The 18676-nt window shown below is 62.9% G+C and carries 17 protein-coding genes and 1 riboswitch; of the genes, 12 read left to right on the forward strand and 5 right to left on the reverse strand.

Going from position 1 to position 18676, the window contains the following annotated elements; translation table 11 throughout:
• Nucleotides 1-6: 6 nt before the first annotated feature.
• Genes CVE41_RS00945 through CVE41_RS00965 form a run of 5 tightly spaced genes read right to left on the reverse strand, consistent with a single transcriptional unit; the run spans nt 7 to nt 4754 of the window.
• A complete protein-coding gene (locus CVE41_RS00945) occupies nt 7-327 on the reverse strand; it encodes a GCN5-related N-acetyltransferase (protein WP_100259000.1) in 321 nt (106 codons plus the stop codon).
• A 14-nt stretch (nt 328-341) separates the two neighbouring features.
• Nucleotides 342-1070: an ABC transporter ATP-binding protein gene (locus CVE41_RS00950; protein WP_100261303.1), complete on the reverse strand. Its 729-nt coding sequence runs from the start codon at nt 1068-1070 to the stop codon at nt 342-344.
• Nucleotides 1067-2020, reverse strand: coding sequence for a FecCD family ABC transporter permease (locus CVE41_RS00955; RefSeq protein ID WP_100259001.1), 954 nt, complete (start codon nt 2018-2020; stop codon nt 1067-1069). The genes CVE41_RS00950 and CVE41_RS00955 overlap by 4 nt, the downstream gene beginning before the upstream one ends.
• Nucleotides 2017-2829 (reverse strand): ABC transporter substrate-binding protein, encoded by an 813-nt coding sequence (locus tag CVE41_RS00960; RefSeq protein ID WP_232725735.1) that lies wholly within the window; start codon nt 2827-2829, stop codon nt 2017-2019. Before CVE41_RS00960 ends, CVE41_RS00955 begins: the two co-directional genes overlap by 4 nt.
• Entirely contained in the window at nt 2826-4754 is a 1929-nt protein-coding gene (locus CVE41_RS00965) for a TonB-dependent receptor plug domain-containing protein (protein ID WP_232725736.1), read from the reverse strand. The genes CVE41_RS00960 and CVE41_RS00965 overlap by 4 nt, the downstream gene beginning before the upstream one ends.
• 91 nt (nt 4755-4845) lie before the next feature.
• Nucleotides 4846-5035, reverse strand: a riboswitch (cobalamin riboswitch).
• An 82-nt stretch (nt 5036-5117) separates the two neighbouring features.
• Between CVE41_RS00965 and CVE41_RS00970 the strand changes: the two genes are divergently transcribed.
• From CVE41_RS00970 to CVE41_RS01025, 12 genes are all read left to right on the forward strand, one after another.
• On the forward strand, nt 5118-6194 hold the full coding sequence (locus CVE41_RS00970) for a cell wall hydrolase (RefSeq protein ID WP_232725737.1): 1077 nt from the start codon (nt 5118-5120) through the stop codon (nt 6192-6194).
• A 121-nt stretch (nt 6195-6315) separates the two neighbouring features.
• Nucleotides 6316-6648, forward strand: a complete 333-nt coding sequence (locus CVE41_RS00975; protein ID WP_100259002.1) for a hypothetical protein — start codon at nt 6316-6318, stop codon at nt 6646-6648.
• Nucleotides 6649-6939: 291 nt separating this feature from the next.
• Nucleotides 6940-7902, forward strand: a complete 963-nt coding sequence (mdh, locus tag CVE41_RS00980; protein ID WP_100259003.1) for a malate dehydrogenase — start codon at nt 6940-6942, stop codon at nt 7900-7902.
• Complete coding sequence (locus tag CVE41_RS00985) at nt 7895-8518, forward strand: hypothetical protein (RefSeq protein WP_100259004.1); 624 nt, start codon at nt 7895-7897, stop codon at nt 8516-8518. The genes mdh and CVE41_RS00985 overlap by 8 nt, the downstream gene beginning before the upstream one ends.
• On the forward strand, nt 8519-9409 hold the full coding sequence (gene sucD, locus CVE41_RS00990) for a succinate--CoA ligase subunit alpha (RefSeq protein WP_100259005.1): 891 nt from the start codon (nt 8519-8521) through the stop codon (nt 9407-9409).
• Between the two features lie 105 nt (nt 9410-9514).
• Nucleotides 9515-12346 carry a 2-oxoglutarate dehydrogenase E1 component gene (locus tag CVE41_RS00995; protein WP_100259006.1) on the forward strand — a complete coding sequence of 944 codons (2832 nt, stop codon included), beginning with the start codon at nt 9515-9517 and terminating at the stop codon, nt 12344-12346.
• Nucleotides 12347-12374: 28 nt separating this feature from the next.
• Nucleotides 12375-13616 carry a 2-oxoglutarate dehydrogenase complex dihydrolipoyllysine-residue succinyltransferase gene (gene odhB / locus CVE41_RS01000; RefSeq protein ID WP_100259007.1) on the forward strand — a complete coding sequence of 414 codons (1242 nt, stop codon included), beginning with the start codon at nt 12375-12377 and terminating at the stop codon, nt 13614-13616.
• A gap of 10 nt (nt 13617-13626) precedes the next feature.
• Nucleotides 13627-15039 (forward strand): dihydrolipoyl dehydrogenase, encoded by a 1413-nt coding sequence (gene lpdA / locus CVE41_RS01005; RefSeq protein ID WP_100259008.1) that lies wholly within the window; start codon nt 13627-13629, stop codon nt 15037-15039.
• 4 nt (nt 15040-15043) lie between these two features.
• A complete protein-coding gene (locus CVE41_RS01010) occupies nt 15044-15877 on the forward strand; it encodes a hypothetical protein (protein ID WP_100259009.1) in 834 nt (277 codons plus the stop codon).
• Between the two features lie 82 nt (nt 15878-15959).
• Nucleotides 15960-17294, forward strand: coding sequence for an amidase family protein (locus CVE41_RS01015; RefSeq protein ID WP_100259010.1), 1335 nt, complete (start codon nt 15960-15962; stop codon nt 17292-17294).
• Nucleotides 17295-17355: 61 nt separating this feature from the next.
• Nucleotides 17356-18042: a PepSY domain-containing protein gene (locus CVE41_RS01020; protein WP_232725738.1), complete on the forward strand. Its 687-nt coding sequence runs from the start codon at nt 17356-17358 to the stop codon at nt 18040-18042.
• Nucleotides 18039-18674: a trimeric intracellular cation channel family protein gene (locus CVE41_RS01025; protein WP_100259012.1), complete on the forward strand. Its 636-nt coding sequence runs from the start codon at nt 18039-18041 to the stop codon at nt 18672-18674. Before CVE41_RS01020 ends, CVE41_RS01025 begins: the two co-directional genes overlap by 4 nt.
• The last annotated feature ends 2 nt before the right edge of the window (nt 18675-18676 follow it).

An 18676-nucleotide genomic window follows, 5' to 3' on the forward strand; every position in this document is an offset into this window, starting at 1 on the left:
CGTAAATCAGGAAAGGCCGGGCCGGTTGGTCCGGCCTTTTCCTTTTCCGCGCCATGCGAGTGAATTGTCGTTGAGGAGGTCCATGTCCTGCTCCCCAGCGATCGACTGTTCGCCAAGGGCGATCGCCAGCCCCAGTTGTTCATCGCTTGCATTGCGATAGGCAGGCGCGGTTATCGTGTCGCGCCAGGGGCCGCCGGTCGCATTGTCGAGGAGGATGCGCTGGAAACAATGGTCGAGATGTACAGGCCACCCGCGTGCACCGGAAAGTGCAGGCAGTTCCTCACGCGTCAGGGCGAACCAGCGCTGGACAAGATGATCGGCAGCCATGGCCGGTCAACGGATCACATCGGCATGAGTGCCATGCGGCCCTCGCGCTCGATCCAATCCACCTCTGTCTTCCATACCCGCTGAACCATCTCCGCTGAAAGCGCACGGTGAGGGTGATCGTCCGCGGCCAGCGCGCCTTCGTCCAGCACGATGACGCGATCAGCATGGTTCATGGCATGGGACAGGTCGTGCAGCACCAGCACGACGCCGATGCCGCTATCGGCGGCTCGTCGCAGGTGTTTGAGCAGGGCCAGCTGGTGCCCGATGTCGAGCGCGGCCAGCGGTTCGTCAGCCAGGATCCACTGCGGCTCTCCAGCAAGCACGCGTGCCAGCAGGACGCGTGCCGTCTCGCCGCCGGAAAGCGATTGCGCCCGTCGGTCTGTCAGGTGATCGACATCGAGCGCCTGCAAGGCTGCATCGACCGGTTCGTGCCGCTTGTCGGCGTACGGCATCCGCCCCAGTTCGACGAGACGCCTGACCGGCACATCCCATGCGACAATGTGATCCTGCGGCAGGTACCCAATTGCCTGCGCCCGCTCGCGCGGCGTGTGTGACGCAAGGTCTTTGCCGTTGAGTTGTATGGTGCCGGAATCGAGTTCCAAAAGTCCCGCCAGCGCTTCGAGAAGGCTCGACTTGCCCGCACCGTTGGGGCCGCAGATCGCGGTGATTTCCCCAGGCCGCAGGCTTATGCTGACATGGGAGAGCCTGTCCTCGAGCACGAGGTCGCGTGCTTCGAGCATCATGCCAGCCCCTTCCGCATGCGCAGCAGCAGCCACAGGAAGAAGGGCGCGCCGAGCAGGCTCAATGCAATTCCCAGCCGCAGCTCGGTCACCAGCGGCAGGATGCGCACCACGCTATCCGCGACAAGCACCAGCAAGGCGCCTGCGAGCGCGCTCGGCAGGATAAGCTGTGAGGGGCGCCGGTCTGTCAGGGGGCGGACGAGGTGCGGAACGATCAGTCCGACAAAGCCGATGATGCCGGCAACGGCGACACCCGCTCCCACGGTAAGGCCGACGCCAAGGATCAGCAGCCACAGGAGCCGGTTCGTATCGACGCCCAGCGAGCGTGCGACCGGCTCTCCTAATGTCAGTGCGTCGAGACCTCCACCTGCCCGCGCCAGCAATACGATGCCGACCACGACCATGGGAGCTGCAAGCCAGACCTCGCGCCAGCTGCGGTCGGTCAGCGCGCCATTCAGCCACAGCACGATCTCGCTCATAGCAAAGGCGTTGGGCGCCATGGAAATGGCCAGCGCGGTAAGCGCGCCTGCAAGGCTCGCCACCATCAGCCCTGCCAGCGTGAATAGCGCAATGCCACCGGTGCGGCCGGCAATCAAAGCAAGCAGCGCCATAGCCCCGCCCGCACCGATCAGCGCGAAGAGCGGAAGCAGCCATGCGCTCGCCGTAAATCCGAAGAAAAGGGCCGTTACCGCGCCCAAAGCCGCGCCGGGCGCAATCCCGAACAGGCCCGGATCGGCCAACGGGTTGCGCAAGTATCCTTGCATGGCCGCCCCAGCCGAACCGAGCCCTGCACCGACCACAATCGCCAACACCGCGCGAGGCAAGCGAAGCTCGCCAAGGATGAGCGCGGCATTGGGCGTTGTGGCAGGATCGATCCACACCCGCCCTGCAAGCAGCGACAGCGGCAACGCAATTGCCAGCAAGGCAGCCATGATGAGGACCGCGCGGTTCATGACGCTCCCTGCCGGATTTGCTTCAGCCGTTCCGTCGCTCGGATGATAGTCGGGCCACCGCAATAGAGGAGGCTCGTGTCGAAACTCTCGCGGTGCATCTGCGGCAGGTCGGACAGGAGAGGGTGACGCTGGCCCGCGTCGCTGCCGGCTATCAGCAAGACTTCGGGTGGATCGGCCACGACCTGTTCCAGCGAGAGGAAATCGGCCTGCGCCATGCCACGGGCAGCGCCATAGCTGGCAAAGCCTGTGCGTCGGAGGAGATCGCTGATAAGCGCGCCCTCGCCCGGCACGATCCCTGAGGGTTGCCACACAGCTGCTTGGACCGGCCTGCCCTCCGCACCAGCGTCGGCAATCGCTCCCTCGATCGAAGCAACCAGAGCCTCTCCCCTTTCTGGATCGCCCGTCAGGCGAGCAAGCTGGCGCACCTGTTCGATGCTAGCCTCCACGCTCGCCACGCTTCCGAAAGTTTCGACCCTCCGCCCGAGATCACCGAGCGCCGCACGCGTTGCAGGGGCAATGAAGGTGGAGGCGACGACGATATCGGGTTCGAGTGCAAGGATCTCTTCCACAGTGCCGCCGGTCGACGGATATCGTGCCGCAACTTCCGGCTCCATCGAACTGGCGCGAGAGTCCTTGCTGTAATGCGAGATGGCCAGCAATTGCCGGGGATCCGCGACCTCGGCCAGGATCGCGTCGGTGCACGGGTTGAGGCTGACGATGGTGGGCCTGTCGCTGCCCTCGTCCCGCAGCTCCCGACCGCCGGAACAGGCGGTCAGGACCAGCAGCAAGGCGGGCGCGATGCGGTTCACATCTGCGCCCTCAGGCCGACAAAGGCTCCTCTGCCCGGCGTTTGATAGCCGGATACGACGCGGTAGTCGGTGTCCAGCACGTTCTCGACGCGACCGAACAGCTCGAGGCTCTCGCCGATGTCGAACGCGGCCCTCAGGTCGAGGACCTCGTAGCCGTCGAGTTCCACGGTGTTGGCGGCGTTATCGAAGGATGAGCCGGAGAGTCGGAGGTCGACGCCCAGCTTCAGCCCGAAACCGCTCTCCCAATCGGCAAATACAGTGCCGAAACTCTGCGGCCTGCGCGCAAGGTCGAGGCCGCTGCCGCGATCTTCCGCATCCACCAGAGCGAATGCGCCCGACACGCGGAGCGATCCCGTCACATCGAAACCCGCTTCCGCCTCGATCCCCTGCGCGCGTGCACGATCGGTGTTCTGGTAAACACCGGACGGGCGGTCGGACGTGAAGGCGAAGCCGATCAAATTGTCGCTATCGCGGCGAAAACCCGTCAGCGAGAGGTAAAGTCCACGATCGCGGCGGCCACGCTCGATCCCGATGTCGAAACTGGTGCTTTCTTCAGGTTCTAGGTCGGTATTCCCATAGAAGGACAGCAATTGGTAGAGCGTGGGAGCCTTGAACCCTTCGCCAAGGCTTGCGCGCAGGCGCCAGTCATCGCCAAAGCCATAGCTGATATCGCCGCCAAAGCTGGTCCCGGTGCCGAATTGCTCGTGATCGTCGATCCGCCCGCCGACATGGATCGCAAGGCGTCCCATCACCCAGCCGAGCTGGCCGTAGAGGCCGGTGATCTCCGTCTCGGCGGGAGCGTCGAAATTGGTCTCGAACTCGGTCCATTCCTTCTCGCCGCCGAAAGCGAAGCTGAGCCCGCCAAGCAAACGATACTCGCCTCGCAATTGCACACGCTCGGACTTGCCCTTGCTGCCGAAAGTCACGCCCCCGCCCTCATCAAGGTTGTCGCGCTGGGTGTCGGACAAGCTGTAGGCTGCGCGCAGCGTCAAATCATTGCCATAATAGGCGAGCCCGAGATCACCCCAGTGACGGCGCGTTTCCTGCGTTTCCAGGGTATCGGCGAGGGCGAATGAAGGAGGCGGAAAGCCGTCTATGTCGAGCTTGCCTTCGCTCCAGTTGAGGTGCGTGAACAATTCGAGACTGTCGGTGAGGTCGAGGAAGCCGACACCTCCGATGGCAAACTGCTGGAAACCGTCCGCTTCGGTGCCATTCGCGGCAGCGGAAAATCCGTCGGTCGAGAACCACGATCCGTTCAGGCCGACATAGGCTTTTTCACCGCTCACTCCGGTGGCCACATTGGCCCCGAATGTCTCGCGCGCGCCATATTCCAGCGTGCCTTTCATACCGGTCTCGGCGCGGATGGAGATGTCCACGACGCCCCCGATCGCTTCGCTTCCCCAGATGGTCGAGTTCGATCCTCTCAGAATGTCGAACTTTCCGGCCATTCCCGTCAACTGGTTGCCGAAATCGAAGCCGCCACCCGGCGCGGCCGGATCGGCCACCCGGACACCGTCGACCAGCACGAGGACCTGGTCGGCACTGGCACCGCGAATGTTGACGCCGGTAAAACCGCCAACCCCGCCATTGCGCGAGAAAGACAGGCCGGGCGTGCGTTGGAGAACCCGCGTGGCGTCTGCACCCTGCAGGCTTTCGATCTCGTCGCGCTCGATGATCGTGACGGCCTGCCCCGTGTTCTCGATGGCGGTGGATAGGCCATTGGCGGTGACCGTGATCTGCGGCTCCAATCTCTGGTAGCCATGATGGCCTGGAGCGGTTGCCAGCGGATCATCGACTTCCATTTCCTGTGCCTGCTCGGCATCCTGGGCGGCGATGATTTCCGCCAGCGCCTCCTCGCTCGCCGATTGCGCCGCAGCGGAAACGGGAAGCGCCGAAACAGTCAAAAGAAACAAGTATTTATACACGAAACCTCCTATCATGAACGAACTGCCGCTCATGACGGGAGGGAGCAAAATTGCTTCCATCCGCGTTTGCCATCGGTGCACCCCGCCCGTGGCCGAACGACTGGAACAGGCAGGTCTCCTGGCTCGCCGGATCGACGCTTTCCCGCCGCCTTCCCACCCCGCGGGGCAGTGGCATCTGGCGGGATCGCTCCCCGGTCACAGTTGCGGGGGCAGCCGGGGCTTCATCACCCCGTTCCCTCTTAGGTCCGCCTTCGCGGACAACCCGTACCAATGTCTCGCGCCAATACGGTGGGTTCGCGGGGCGGGCAAGGGCCTTGCTATTAACCTTTCCCCGCTATGCGATCCTGCGGTATGGAACGCGTCATGCAGCATCGGGAAACACCAGTGTCGAGCAGGAGGGCTGCGCGCGAAGCGCAGGCCCGCTCGCGTCGGCAGATGCTGCGCCGGGTGGCTGTGGTGGTACTCGCCGTTGCCCTGCCCATCGCTGCTGCGCAGGGGGCATGGCCGGGCTTTGCCAAGGCGATGGGAATCGCGCAGGGCGAGCCGCCGGTCCAGCCCATGCCGTTCGAAATTGCAGGTCAGAGCTTTCCGGGCTCGGCATTCTACTATCTCGACCAGCCTCCCGAACCCGTCATCGACATCGCTGAATTGCGGATCGCGGAAGGCACACTCGATGCCGAGCGGTACACGGAACGCTTCGGCGCGGGCGCAACGGCGCGCGCATTCCAGAGTGCCGGCAGCGGGATCGACAAGGCGCGCGCTCTAAGATGCCTGTCGATGGCCGTCTATTACGAAGCCGCCAGCGAAAGCCAGTCGGGCCAGGAAGCGGTCGCACAGGTGGTCCTGAATCGCGTCTCCCATCCCGCTTATCCTTCAAGCATCTGCGGTGTGGTGTTCCAGGGCTCAGAGCGCACGACGGGGTGCCAGTTTACCTTCACTTGCGACGGATCGCTCAATCGGCAACCGTCCCGCGCCGGATGGGCGAGAGCACAGTCGGTGGCGCTTGCCGCGCTGTCGGGTCATGTCTTCCAGCCGGTGGGCCTTGCAACCCATTATCATACGCACGCCGTCAATCCTTACTGGGCCAGCAGCCTCGACCTAATCGGTTCGATCGGCGCGCACCGCTTCTATCGCTGGAAGGGTAGCGCTGGCCGCGCGGCAGCCTTTACGGGCGCGTACGCGGGCGCAGAACCCCTCGCCCTACCGAATACGCCTAGCGCTTCGCCGCTGCCATCGCAGGCAGCGCTGGGCAGTACCTCGCCGCCTCCGGCAGATCCCGTCATCGGCGCAACCATCGCCCCCGAACCCAAGGTCGGCGCTCCCGGCGTCAATCCAGCGCCGGTCGTCGGGTCTCCGCAGTCCGGCGACGTAAAGCCGGAATACCGCAACAGCGGGCGGTGGATCAGGGAACCCGGTGCGCGAAAAAAGACTGCGGAATAGGCATTTAACCTCTTCTCAAGCATACCGCGGAACCGAAGTTTAGCGGGTGCGCGCTAAACCGTCTCTCGAAGCCGGGCCGTGAGGGTAACAAGCCCTGCGGCAGCACAGGAGGATCGGGTCCATGTCAGTCCATTTTGCCGCCGCGCGTACAACCGCGCGTTCCCCCGTTGCGCGCGTCCTCGCAAAGCAATCACCGGGGATTGCGGCCAATGACAATGGGCATCCGGTCGGCGAGCCTTTCCTCATGGAAAACCTGCGCGATGCGCTGATGCATTTTGCCGAACATGGGCTTGGCGCCGCCAAGGAAGCGCACAGGTTGGCACTCGCGGCGCACGACGCCGAAGAGATCGACGAGCGTGAGCGCTGGGCAGGCATCTGCCGGACGCTGGACGCCCGCGAAGCAAGTGAATTCGAGCGTGCCCTTATCCGGCAGGATACGCCGCTCATAGGTTGAGCCTGCCGCATCGCCTCACCTGAACGGGGCGACGGCAAAAGCACTGGCCGCGCGGAACCTGAAAGCCGCGCGGCCATTTCTTTGTAAGTTCCCCGCGAAATCCGGCATTATTGCTACTGCGAACTATTTGCAAAGATAGTTGTCGCATGCGACCTTTTGCCGGTTGCAATCCTATGCTTCGGGGCCTAGGTCGCCCTTCGAACACCGGGCGCGCGTACCCACGCGGGACTCCACGCGCCATAGCGGTCCAGGCAATTTCGTCCCGCGATGTTTGAAGGACGCACTCACCCTATGGCACGCAAGAAGATCGCGCTCATCGGCTCCGGCATGATCGGCGGCACCCTCGCCCACCTCGCGGCGAAGAAGGAAATGGGCGACATCGTCCTGTTCGACATCGCTGAAGGCATGCCGCAGGGCAAGGCGCTCGACCTGTCGCAGTGCGGGCCGATCGAAGGCTTCGACGCCAAGATCACCGGTTCGAACGACTATGCCGATATCGCTGGTGCAGATGTCGTCATCGTTACCGCCGGTGTCCCCCGCAAGCCCGGCATGAGCCGCGACGACCTGCTCGGCATCAACCTCAAGGTGATGAAGTCGGTCGGCGAAGGCATCAAGAACAACTGCCCCGACGCATTCGTGATCTGCATCACCAACCCGCTCGACGCGATGGTCTGGGCGCTGCGCGAATTCAGCGGCCTGCCGCACAACAAGGTCGTCGGCATGGCCGGCGTGCTCGACAGCGCGCGCTTTGCGACCTTCCTTGCATGGGAATTCGACGTGTCGGTGAAGGACGTGAACGCCTTCGTCCTCGGCGGCCACGGCGACACCATGGTCCCCGTCACCAGCTACACCACGATCAACGGCATCCCGGTCAACGATTTCGCGAAGATCAAGGGCGTCTCGGAAAGCCGCATCGACGAAATCGTCGACCGTACCCGCAAGGGCGGCGGCGAGATCGTCGGTCTGCTCGGCAACGGCTCGGCCTATTACGCCCCCGCCACCAGCGCGATCGCGATGGCCGAAGCTTACTTGGGTGACCAGAAGCGCATCCTGCCCTGCGCCAGCTATGTCGAAGGCAAGTACGGCCTCGATGGCCTCTATGTCGGCGTGCCCACGATGATCGGCGCAGGCGGCACCGAGGAAGTGATCGAGATCGAACTGTCGGACGAGGAAAAGAGCAACCTCAAGGTCTCGACCGACGCGGTCGAAGAACTGCTGGAAGCCTGTAAGGGGCTGGATAGCAGTCTTGCGTAAGATCCACTCCGCCCTGGTTGTCGCGTCGGGTGCCATCGTTATGGCCTCTTGCGGCAATGCTTCAACGCCAAGCCAAGCCGATCTTGCGGCGGCCGCTGAATCCGACAAGGGAGCATTCGAGGCATTCGATGAAGCTTGCCTTGGCAAGGGAGATTTAAGCGCCAGCCTCCCGGTAGCTAAGGATAATGGGTGGATAGAGTTCACCCCTGCTGCTGACAGCATGATGGGCAAGCACCGTGAGATGCTGCTCGACGGTCCAGCGTTCGACCGCCCTGAAGTTGTCTTTCTGCGAAAGAATGCCAATCGGGCTCAGATTGCAATGTGGGAAACTACAACGCTTTCAGGTTCTGATTACATCTTCAACTGCGAGGTTGTTGAGCCTGATGCGCAAGGACTTGATCTCGCTGCCTTAGAGGCGTGGGCCAATGTGCCTATCGAAGAGCGCCAAATCGATGATAGTCCCATATATTATGATCTGACCGGCGGAAGATTTGCCGATGGAGGCGGGGGAAAAGCTACGGCTTACTTCACGTCTGGCGATGGCCCTCGTGAAACTCTCACAGGGCTTAATTTACACACTTTTCGTAGCAGTTTCCCAGAAGAAGGAGCCGACTAGATGTCCATCCTCGTAGACAAGAACACCAAGGTCATCACCCAGGGGATGACCGGCAACACCGGCACTTTTCACACGCAGCAGGCGCTCGATTACGGGACGCAGATGGTTGCGGGCGTGACTCCCGGTAAGGGCGGCACGGACCACATCGGCTTGCCGCAGTTCAACACCGTCAAGGAAGCCAAGGCCGAAACCGGCGCGACCGCTTCGTGCATCTACGTTCCGCCGCCGTTTGCTGCAGACGCGATCTGCGAAGCGATCGACGCCGAAATGGAACTGATCGTTGCCATCACCGAGGGCATTCCCGTGCTCGACATGGTGCGCGTCAAGGCCGCCCTCGAAGGCTCCAAGTCGCGCCTGATCGGCCCGAATTGCCCCGGCGTCCTCACGCCCGACGAATGCAAGATCGGCATCATGCCCGGCTCAATCTTCAAGAAGGGCAGCGTCGGCGTTGTCTCGCGTTCCGGCACGCTCACCTACGAAGCCGTGCACCAGACCACCATGGTCGGCCTCGGCCAGACCACGGCAGTCGGCATCGGCGGCGATCCGGTCAACGGCACCAACTTCATCGATGTGCTGGACCTGTTCCTGTCGGACGACGACACCAAGTCGATCATCATGATCGGCGAAATCGGCGGTAGCGCGGAAGAAGAAGCGGCGGAATTCATCAAGCAAGAAGCTGCCAAGGGTCGCAAGAAGCCCATGGTCGGCTTCATCGCCGGCCGCACGGCGCCTCCGGGCCGCCGCATGGGCCACGCAGGCGCCATCGTCTCGGGCGGCCAGGGCGGCGCGGACGACAAGATCGCGGCGATGGAAGCTGCGGGAATCCGCGTCTCGCCGAGCCCGAGCGAACTTGGCACCACGCTCGACGCGATGCTGAAGGAACTCGCCTGATCCCCGGGACGCTGCGGAAAGGTTTTCTCCTCCCCGGGAGCCTTCCGCACCGCCGAGGCATTGGCAGTATAAGCCGGCAAGAAAGTCGGCGCGAAAGGTAGCCCGATGGGTAACGAGAGCCACGATTTCCTGCCCGAGATGGGCGACCAGGAAGGTCCGCAGCAAGGGCCCAGCTGGGGCAACCCGCGCTGGCTGGCCGAAGTGGTCGACAGCGATGCGGATCTGACCGCAGCGCTCGACCCCACCCAGATGCGTCTCGCGGTCAAGCAGGCCGCGGAGAAGGCCGGCAGGGCCACCGATCCCAAGGCTATCGAACAGGCGGCCGACGACAGCATCCGCGCCATGCTTCTCGTGCGGCTCTATCGCGTGCGCGGCCATCTGGCTGCCGACCTCGACCCGCTGGGCCTGTCTCATCGTGAAGTGCCGGAAGACCTGACACTGGAATGGCATGGCTTCACCGGCCAGGAAGACCGCGAAGTCTTCGTCGGCGGCGTCTTTGGCTTCGACTGGGTTACCGTGCGCGAGCTCTACGATGCCCTGCGCGCGACCTATTGCGGCAACGTCGGCCTCGAATACATGCACATTTCGGACACGGAGGAACGCCGCTTCCTCCAGGACAAGTTCGAACAGCCCGAAGACACGATCCAGTTCACCGACGAAGGCAAGCGCGCCATTCTCGCCTCCGTAATCAGGGGCGAGGAATATGAGAAATTCCTCGGCAAGAAGTACGTCGGCACCAAGCGTTTCGGTCTTGATGGCGGCGAGAGCATGATCCCCGCTCTCGAAGCGGTCATCAAGTATGGCGGCCAGCAGGGCGTGCGTGAGATCATCTACGGTATGGCCCACCGCGGCCGCCTCAACGTCCTCGCGAACGTGATGGGCAAGCCCTACAAGGTTATCTTTCACGAATTTTCCGGCGGGTCTTCCAACCCGGATGATGTCGGCGGTTCGGGCGATGTGAAATACCATCTTGGCACCAGCACCGATCGCACCTTCGACGATATCGACGTGCATATGAGCCTCGTGCCCAACCCCTCGCACCTCGAGGCGGTGAACCCGGTCGTCCTAGGCAAGAGCCGCGCGCAGCAGGCAATCCGCGACGACCTCAAGAAGCACGAGCAGGTTCTGCCCGTCCTGCTTCACGGAGATGCCGCCTTCGCGGGCCAGGGCATCGTGTGGGAGTGCCTCGGTTTCTCGGGCGTGCGCGGGTACAACACCGGTGGCTGCCTGCACTTCGTCATCAACAACCAGATCGGTTTCACGACCAGCCCACAGTTCGCGCGTAGCTCGCCCTACCCCAGCGACGTCGCCAAGGGCGTTCAGGCACCGATCCTCCACGTCAACGGCGACGATCCGGAAGCCGTGACCTTCGCCTGCAAGCTGGCCATCGAATATCGCCAGACCTTCGGGCGCGATATCGTGATCGACATGTGGTGCTATCGCCGCTTCGGCCACAACGAGGGCGACGAGCCCAAGTTCACGCAGCCGTTGATGTACGATGCCATCCGCAATCACCCCCGGGTGAGCGAGCTCTACACGAAGCGCCTCGAAGACGAAGGCGTCATCGAGAAAGGCTACGCCGACCAGCTGCGCAGCGAGTTCGACGCCCACCTCGAGGAAGAATTCACCGCCGCCAAGGATTACAAGCCCGACGAGGCCGACTGGTTCGGCGGTCGCTGGGCGGGCATGAACAAGCCTGCCGATCCCGAAGGCGCGCGCCGCAACGTCGAAACGGCGATCGAAAAGAAGCTCTTCGACAGCCTCGGCCGCACGCTGACGACCGTTCCCGAAGACGTGACCATTCACAAAACGCTGGGCCGCGTGCTCAAGGCGAAGAAGGAAATGTTCGACAGCGGGACCGGTTTCGACTGGGCTACTGCCGAGGCTCTCGCCTTTGGCAGCCTGGTCACCGAAGGCTTCGGCGTCCGCCTGTCAGGCCAGGATTCGGGCCGCGGCACCTTCAGCCAGCGTCACGCCGTCTGGGTCGACCAGAAGGACGAGCGCAAATACATCCCGCTCACCACCCTGCCCCACGGCAAGTTCGAGGTCTACGACAGCCCGCTGTCCGAATACGGCGTACTCGGCTTCGAATACGGCTTTGCCATGGCGGACCCGAAGAGCCTGGTAATGTGGGAAGCGCAATTCGGCGATTTCGCCAATGGCGCGCAGATCATGATCGACCAGTTCATCGCTGCCGGTGAAGTCAAATGGCTGCGCGCAAACGGTCTCGTCCTGCTGCTGCCGCATGGTTACGAAGGACAGGGTCCGGAACACAGCTCGGCGCGTCTTGAGCGCTTCCTGCAGCTGTGCGCGAACGACAACATCCAGGTCTGCAACATCACCGACCCGGCGAACTACTTCCACGTCCTTCGCCGCCAGATGCTGCGTTCCTTCCGGAAACCGCTCGTGATCATGACGCCGAAATCGTTGCTGCGCCATCCCATGGCCAAAAGCGAAGCGGAAGGCTTCCTCGGCGATACGCATTTCATGCGCATCAAGTCGGACCTGAAGACGATTGCCGACGACAAGGTGAAACGCCTTGTCCTGTGTTCGGGCAAGGTCGCATACGACCTGATGCAACGTCGTGACGAAGCCGGGGTGGACGATGTATCCATCGTCCGCATCGAGCAGCTTTATCCCTTCCCCGGCGAACCGCTGGCAGTCCGTCTCGAGCGGATGAAGAACCTCGAGACCATCGTGTGGTGCCAGGAAGAGCCCAAGAACAACGGCGCATGGTTTTTCGTCGATCGCCTGATCGAGGAAGCGGCAGAGAAGGCCGGCAAGAAGGGCATGCGTCCCTGCTACGCCGGTCGCGAAGTCGCCGCATCGCCCGCCACCGGATTTGCCAGCCGACACAAGGTCCAGCAGGAAGCGCTGGTCAACATCGCGCTCGGCCTCAACGGCGACCATTCCGCCGCCACCAGCAATTGCACCTGATCGAGGTCCTAAGAGGAACCACCTGACCATGGCCACCGAAGTCAAAGTCCCCGCGCTCGGCGAGAGCGTTACCGAAGCCTCCATCGGCGAATTGCTGAAAAACGTCGGCGATGCCGTCGCCGTGGACGAACCGATCGTCAGCCTCGAAACCGACAAGGTCGCGGTCGAGGCCCCCTCGCCCGTTGCGGGCGTGATCACCGAATTCAAGGTCGCTGTTGGCGATACCGTCGAAGTCGGCGCGGTTCTGGCCGTGATCGAGGAAGGCGGCGCACCTGCTGCCAAGGGCGAAGAAGCCGGACGCGCTGCAGAACAGCGGGAAGAGGGAAAGGAAGAGCGCGCCGAAGCGAGCGCTCCCGCGGCTTCTTCCGACGCATCGCAGACGCTTTCGCCGGCCGTTCGCCGCGCGGTTCTTGAACACGGCGTCGATCCCTCCACCATCAAGGGCACCGGCAGGGACGGCCGCCTCACGAAGGAAGACGTAATCGCCGCTGCGAAGGCGAAAAAGGATGGCGGCACGATTGCCGATGCCGCGCCTGCCCAGGCCGCTACTCCGTCGGCTCCGGCGGGCGAGCGCCGCGAGGAACGCGTCAAGATGACGCGCATGCGCCAGACCATCGCCAAGCGCCTCAAGGGCGCACAGGACAATGCGGCGCTGCTGACCACCTTCAACGATGTCGACATGTCGGCGGTGATCGAGGCCCGTACCAGGTACAAGGACCTCTTCGCCAAGAAGCACGACATCCGTTTGGGCTTCATGGGCTTCTTCGCAAAGGCTGCCTGCCTTGCGCTGAAGGACGTGCCGGCAGTCAACGCCTATATCGAGGGCGACGAGATCGTCTATCACGATTACGTCGACATCTCGGTCGCGGTGAGCGCCCCCAACGGCCTCGTCGTTCCGGTCATCCGCGACGCGCAGGACAAGGGATTTGCGCGCATCGAGAAGGATATCGCCGACTTCGGCAAGCGCGCCAAGGAAGGTACGCTGACGATGGAAGACATGAAGGGCGGCACCTTCACCATTTCCAACGGCGGCGTCTTCGGATCGCTCATGTCGACCCCGATCATCAACCCGCCGCAGAGCGCCGTCCTCGGCCTCCACCGCATCGAGGACCGCCCGGTCGTCGTCGACGGCGAAATCGTCATCCGCCCGATGATGTATATCGCCCTGTCCTACGACCACCGCCTGATCGACGGCCGCGAGGCTGTGACCGCTCTCAAAATCATCAAGGAAGCGATCGAAGATCCGACCCGGATGCTGATCGACCTCTGAGGAAAGACACATGGCTGAATACGACTACGACGTCCTCGTCATCGGCGCTGGCCCGGGTGGCTATGTCGCCGCTATCCGCGCTGCACAGCTGGGCCTGAAGACCGCTTGTGCGGAAAGCCGCGAAACGCTGGGCGGAACCTGCCTCAACGTGGGCTGCATTCCCTCCAAGGCGATGCTGCACGCGTCGGAATTCTTCGATGCGGCAAGCAATGGCACCATGGCCGAAATGGGTATCGAGGTTTCGCCAAAGTTGAACCTCGATGCAATGCACGCCCAGCGCCGCGATGCGGTAAAGGGCCTGACGGGCGGCATCGAATTCCTGTTCAAGAAGAACAAGGTCGACTGGAAGAAGGGGCATGCCACCTTCCAGGATGCGCACACGGTCAAGGTCGGGGACGAAACGGTCACCGCCAAGGACATCATCATCGCCACGGGCTCTTCTGTCACTCCGCTCCCGGGCGTCGAAGTCGACAATGACAAGCAGATCGTGGTCGATTCCACCGGCGCGCTGGAACTTAAGTCCGTACCGAAAAAGATGGTCGTCATCGGTGGCGGCGTTATCGGCCTTGAACTTGGGTCCGTCTGGCGTCGCCTTGGCGCGGAAGTGATCGTCGTCGAATATCTCGACAAACTGCTTCCCGGCATGGACGACGATGTCCGCAAGGAAGCGGCCAAGATCTTCAAGAAGCAGGGCATGGAGCTGCGCCTTTCGACCAAAGTCACCGGCTGCACCGTGAAGGGCAAGAAGGCCACGCTGACGCTGGAACCGTCCGCTGGCGGTGACGGAGAAACGCTCGAAGCCGATTGCGTGCTCGTGTCCATCGGACGCAAGCCGAATACCGACGGCCTGGGTCTCGATGCGATCGGCATCGAGACGAACAAGCGCGGCCAGATCGAAGTCGATCACGACTTCCGCACCAAGGTGGATGGCGTCTGGGCCATCGGCGACGTCGTTCCCGGGCCGATGCTCGCTCACAAGGCCGAGGATGAAGGCATCGCCTGCGCCGAGAATGTTGCCGGCCAGACCGGCATCGTGAACCACGATCTCATTCCCGGCGTGGTCTACACCTGGCCCGAGTTTGCCGGTGTCGGCCTGACGGAGGCCGAAGCGATCGAGAAAATGGGCGGCGACAAGAAGGCCATCAAGGTCGGCAAGTTCCCCATGATGGCCAACAGCCGCGCCAAGACCAACCACGAACCCGACGGCTTTGTGAAGGTCATCGCAGAGGCCGAAAGCGACCGCGTGCTTGGCGTCTGGGCTATTGCAAGCGTGGCAGGCACCATGATCCAGCAGGCGACGCAGGCCATGGAATTCGGCGCTACATCCGAAGACATTGCCTACACCTGCCACGCTCACCCGACGCATTCCGAAGCGATCAAGGAAGCGGCGATGGGCGTCCAGGGCAAGCCGATCCACATCTGATAATATGACCGGCAAGGATACCAGCGGGACTCGTTTCGCCCCTTCGCTGGTAGGCTTGCCGGTCATCGGCGGCATGTTCGTTTTCTTGCTGAACGAAGCGCCATCGCACTACTCGCTGGTGAACTCGTCTGCATTGATGATCGGATTGCTTTTCGCCCATCTCGTGCGAGCGCCCGAAGATATTGGGCGGGTCCGGTACGTCATTGCCGGACTGCTCTTTCTCCTCTGCCTGCCGATGATCCTGGGCCCTTCCATTGATGGAGTGGCGCGTTGGCTGCCCCTTGGTCCGGTTCAGCTTCACTCGGGCCAGCTATTGATACCGCCCCTTGCGGTCTTGTCTGTTCGTCTCGGAGAAAGCGGCACTTGGCCTTTGGCCGTTGCCCTCGTCATTTGCGGCCTCCAACCCGATGCCGCATCATGCCTCGCCCTCACGCTCGTATTATCGACGCTTGCCTTGCGAAACCGGGACTGGAAGCCAATGCGGGTCGCACTGCTGGGCTTGGCGGTGACCGCCCAGGCCTGTTGGCGGGGAGATTTGCCTCCGGTCGCATTCGTCGAGAACGTGCTGCCGTTTTTGTGGTCGGATTTGAAAGAGCCAGTGCAGGCTGTCGGAATAGGCCTGCTCCTTTTGATGCCGTTCGCGATCATTCTATTTCGACACTTCCCGCTTGCAGATCGCCTTGCCTTGGTGGCCGCATATTTCGGCTTCCTGATCGCCTCCTTGCTCGGCCCCTACCCTGTACCTCTGGTGGGATACGGAGCAGCATCAATCATCGGTATGTTGGCGGGGCTTGCAATGATCGGGCGAGCAAAGGATGTCGGCGTTCGTCCGAGTTAGTATTTATCCCGAAACGTGGATCATTCTATGATGTTGTCGGCCCCGGCGCCGTCCATTAGTCTGGAAAGCGAGGGGAGATTCCATGGCCTATCCGAAACTGACCGACAAACCAGGAGCCATCGAAACGGCGGCGCGCATTGCGGCGGGTGAATTGTCCGCGCTCGAGGCTGTTGACGCGGCGATTGCGCGGATCGAGCACCTCGATACGCACATCAACGCGGTCGTTGTATGCGATTTCGACCGCGCCCGCGACACCGCGAAGAGCATGAACAGGTCAGCCCCTTCCGACGCCACGCCCCTGTTCGGTGTCCCGATGACGATCAAGGAAAGCTTCGACATCGCCGGGCTCCCGACCACTTGGGGTCACCAGGCACACCGCGACAATATCGCGGCGCATGATTCCGCAGTCGTCCGCAAATTGAAAGCAGCGGGCGTCATCTTCCTCGGCAAAACCAACGTGCCGCCCGACCTGGCGGACTGGCAGTCAAACAATCCGGTATATGGCCGGACCAACAATCCGCACGACCATGAGCGTTCACCCGGCGGTTCGTCGGGCGGGTCGGCAGCAGCTGTCGCCAGCGGAATGGTGCCCTGCGAGTTCGGAACCGACATCGGCGGCTCCGTCCGCGTACCGGCCCATTTCTGCGGCGTGTGGGGCCATAAGACCAGCTGGGGCATCATCAGCAAGGAAGGGCACGACCATCCTCTCATGGCCGGTCGCGGCGCCCATGACGGAGCGCTCTCGATTGCAGGCCCACTCGCCCGCAATGCAGCGGACCTATCCCTCCTGCTGCGCCTGACCAGCGATCGCCCGCTCGAAGAGCGTCGCGCGCCTCTTTCCCGGATGCGCTTGCTCGCGCTCGTCGATCATCCCGAATGCGAGACCGATGACGGCGTTCGCGGTCCTCTGGAGGCTGCGCTCGACACGCTGCGCCGGGCAGGCGCGACAGTGGACACCGGCAGCGATCTCTTGCCCGACCTTGCCGCGCAGCATGCCGATTACATGCGCATGCTCAACGTAGCGATGGCGCGCGGCGCACCCGGCAAGGACGGCAAGCGAGCCAGCGCAACCGACTGGTTCAATATGCTCGACCTGCAGTATCGCAACGAGGCGGCCTGGGCGAAGCTGTTCGAGACCTACGATTTCGTCCTCGCCCCGCCCGCCCCCGTGCTGGCCGTGCCGCATCGCGATGGAAGGGTCTTCGACGGAGAGATCGAGATCAACGGCCGGCAGGTCCGCGGAGCGTCCGGCCTGTGCTGGGCTGGGCTGGCGACTTTCCCCAACCTTCCCTCCACCGTTCTTCCGCTCGGCGCGACGGGCGCCCTTCCCTGCGGAATGCAGGTCATGGGACCACGTTGGTCGGATCTATCCACGATCGCAGCCGCAGAAGCGATCGGACAGGTGTTGCACTCCTGACCCGCGCAGACCATTCGGGGCGGCCTATCAGACGGAGGAATTAGTGGGACAGGAGCAGATCATGCGGCGCTTTGCCAAATGGCATATCTGGCTGGCCTGGCTGGCTGGCGTACCGATCCTGATGTGGACGGTGACAGGGCTTATCATGGTGATCAAGCCGATCGAGGAGGTGCGCGGCAATCATTTGCGCAATGCGGTCACCGAACGGGCGCTGCCGAGCGACACTGAAATATCCGTTACCCTGCCTGCCGAGAGCACCCGGCCTGTCCGCTCCGTTACGACGCAGGTGGAACGCGGCGAGACGGTAACGCGGATCACCTACATGGACGGGACCAGCGACAGGTTTCGTGCCGACGGATCCGAGATGGGCCCGATTTCGGAAGTTGAAGCTCGCATGATCGTGGCCGAGCGCATCAGGGGCGGCGACCGTATAGCCGACACCGCGCGCTTCGATGCGGACAGTGTGCCCTTGGATTTCCGTAGGGAATTGCCAGTCTGGCGGGTTGCGCTGACGGACGGAACCCATGTCTACGTCGGCGAGCACACCGGCGAAATCGAGGCCGTCCGCACGCAATGGTGGCGCACGTTCGATTTCGTCTGGGGCCTGCATATCATGGATCTCCAGACGCGCGAGGACACGAGCCACCCGATCCTGATCCTGTTTGCGATCCTCGGCGTCCTGGCTTCGCTGCTCGGCTTCATCCTGATGTTCCGTCGACGCAAACCGCGGAAGGGCAACCCTGCGTGAACGAGGAAATCCTCACGCCGGTCCTCGATTGGCTGGATGTCGCCGGAGTGGCGATCTTCGCTTTGACCGGTGCCTTGGTCGCGGCCAAGGAAAAGCAGACGCTCGTCACCCTGACGTTTTTCGCCCTGATCACCGGGGTCGGCGGAGGCACGATCCGCGACCTGCTGATCGGCGCGCCCGTCTTCTGGATGGTCGATCCCTGGGTGTCCGCAACCTGCCTTGGTATCGCGCTGTTCGCCTGGTTCACGCCCACGCGCTGGTGGGAGGGCCGCTTCCTGTCGATTGCCGATGGGATGGGCCTCGCCGCCTATGCTGTCCTCGGCACGGCCAAGGCGTTGCAATACGGCGTCCCGCCCGTCCCTGCGGCATTGATGGGGGTGATTACAGGCTGTGTCGGCGGCATCATCCGCGACGTTCTTGCAGGCAGACCGTCGATCCTCATGCGGCCGGAGCTTTACGTCACGGCCGCTGCCCTGTCCTCGAGCCTCACAGTTGCGGGGTCGTTGCTCGGCTTCGAGGACTGGTATGTCTGGATCGGCGCGGCGTTGGCCGGGTTCAGCCTCCGCCTCGCCGCCATCCTGTGCAATCTCGCCCTACCCTCTTACGACGAGCGGATGGCGAGCAAGGACTAACC

Source organism: Qipengyuania seohaensis, assembly GCF_002795865.1.
GTDB classification, from domain to species: domain Bacteria; phylum Pseudomonadota; class Alphaproteobacteria; order Sphingomonadales; family Sphingomonadaceae; genus Qipengyuania; species Qipengyuania seohaensis.